At 71.6% G+C, this 1,760-nt stretch carries 2 protein-coding genes; one reads left to right on the top strand and one right to left on the bottom strand.

The window, feature by feature from the left end; all coding sequences use genetic code 11:
• On the bottom strand, nucleotides 1–239 hold a 239-nt coding region (locus tag ACFV8H_RS41440), incomplete at its 3' end, for a helicase associated domain-containing protein (RefSeq protein WP_380409958.1).
• Nucleotides 240–746: 507 nt separating this feature from the next.
• Here ACFV8H_RS41440 and ACFV8H_RS41435 point away from each other — a divergent pair.
• On the top strand, nucleotides 747–1,178 hold the full coding sequence (locus ACFV8H_RS41435; RefSeq protein ID WP_380409956.1) for a ribonuclease domain-containing protein: 432 nt from the start codon (nucleotides 747–749) through the stop codon (nucleotides 1,176–1,178).
• Nucleotides 1,179–1,760: the final 582 nt, after the last annotated feature.

Raw genomic sequence — 1,760 nt, 5'->3', positions numbered from 1 at the left:
TGGCCGTGGTGGACGGCCCAGGCCCGGGCGTAGGCGTGGCCGCGCTCCCACGCGTTCGCCTGCTTCGACCAGACCATCCCCAGCGCCTCCAACTCGGACACGCGGGCCGGGTCGAGGAGGTGCCGGCCGTTCACGTGCCACTGCCGATCCAGCCAGGAGATCAGGCCCGCGCGCGTGGCCTTGTCGGTGGGATCGAGGTGCCCGTGCTCCACGTGGAAGGCGGTAGCGACGGCATGCATCCGCTGCCACTCCACCACCCGCGGGTTGAACGCACGCAGCAAGGCGTAGCGGCACGCCTCCACTCCTACGGTCCCCGTCCGGCGAATCCTGGGCGGGGACCGCGCGTATCAGTCTCTCGTCGTGGTCGCCTCCGCTGACGACCGGCGCGGCACTCTGACCGACCTCTCTGTCTCGGCTGTTCCAAGGAAGAGAAGAGGTCGGTCAGGCCCACTCGGCTGCACATGGGTACTGACCTGCCCATTTTCCTCCCATCACCGAGCATGGCCGCAACCTCCGGTGCACCCTGCGGCGCGATCTCCCGGCGTACCGCCCAGGAACCGGTCCGGCAGACTGTTGAAGGAACCAAGGCTGTCGACGTGTGGGGTCACCAGTGCGGCCGCCTCGACCCGCCAGGAGTCACTCGGTCGGGTGGGGGCTGGGGTGTCTGCGGCGTGGTCGTCTGGGTGTCAGGCGTGTGCGCGGTACGCCTTTGCCGCACACACTCCCGCACGGAATCGGGTACCCCCATGACTCTCCGCCGCCTGGCACAGGCCGTTCTGGTCCTCGCCCTGGCCTGCCCGCTCGTTCCCGCCGCCCCCGCGCTGGCCGCCGCTCCGGCCGTCCGGGCGCTCATCCAGCCCCCGCTGCCCGTCCAGGACTTCCCGGAGCAGGTCGAACGCGCCTGCCACGTCTGGGAGGACCTCGAGTGGCCCACCAGCCCCCGCCCGGTCGACTTCCGGATTCCCGGCCCGGAGTACATCCGCGGCAGCAACCCGTACGACAACCGGACCGGGGACCTCCCGGCGGGCGGCGCGTACCACGAGTACGACGTCAACCCCCGCCCGAAGCCCACCACCCACCGGGACGCCGAGCGCCTGGTCCGCGACGAGAAGACCTTGCAGACCTGGTACACCGCCGACCACTACGCCAACTTCCGCGAGATCTCCGAAGGGTGCTGACGGGCTTGTCGCGCCCGACTCCCCGCTCAGGTCCGGCCCGGCAGGAGGTCCCGCCGGCCGGACCTGAGCGGGCTTCGCCAGCGCCGCGGACCAACCGTTTCGTGAGCACGCCCGGTCCGAGGCCGAGCGGCTCGCGCCAGCGGCGGCGGGCCGCACGCCGGGCACGGCGCGAAGGGTGTCGGCCGCGGTGGCGCGCGCGCTCTCGTGGCCAGCGTCGGCGTGCCAGCCGGCGGCGCGCTCGTCGTCACGGGGCGCCGGAGGGCCTGCCGGATGCTCTCCAGGGTCGTCCCAGCCGCCCGACGGCGGATCCGATGAGGGACGTCGCCGAGCAGCCCGTCCTCCTGCTCGCCGTCGTCCTCGTCCTGGACGTGGTCGGGGCGGTTGGGGTACTCGGTGAGGGCGGCGTGCGGGGTCGCCCCGGCTTGCCACGCCTGGGCGCGCACGACGGGCTCCGGCACCGCGAGACCCAGGCAAACCCCCAGACGAGTAACTGATCGTTTCAGAATGAGTTGAGCTGTACCCTTGTACTCGACGATCTTGGTCGGCAGGCTGTCCGGGTGAGTGTCGATCTTGTTCCGGATG

It is taken from the genome of Kitasatospora sp. NPDC059827 (assembly GCF_042731675.1).
GTDB lineage: Bacteria > Actinomycetota > Actinomycetes > Streptomycetales > Streptomycetaceae > Kitasatospora.
This window is presented reverse-complemented; position numbering and strand designations above follow the sequence as displayed.

What these genes read in the sequence shown, in the direction of transcription:
- ACFV8H_RS41435 (WP_380409956.1), top strand. Translation starts at nt 747, where the DNA reads ATGACTCTCCGCCGCCTGGCACAGGCCGTTCTGGTCCTCGCCCTGGCC.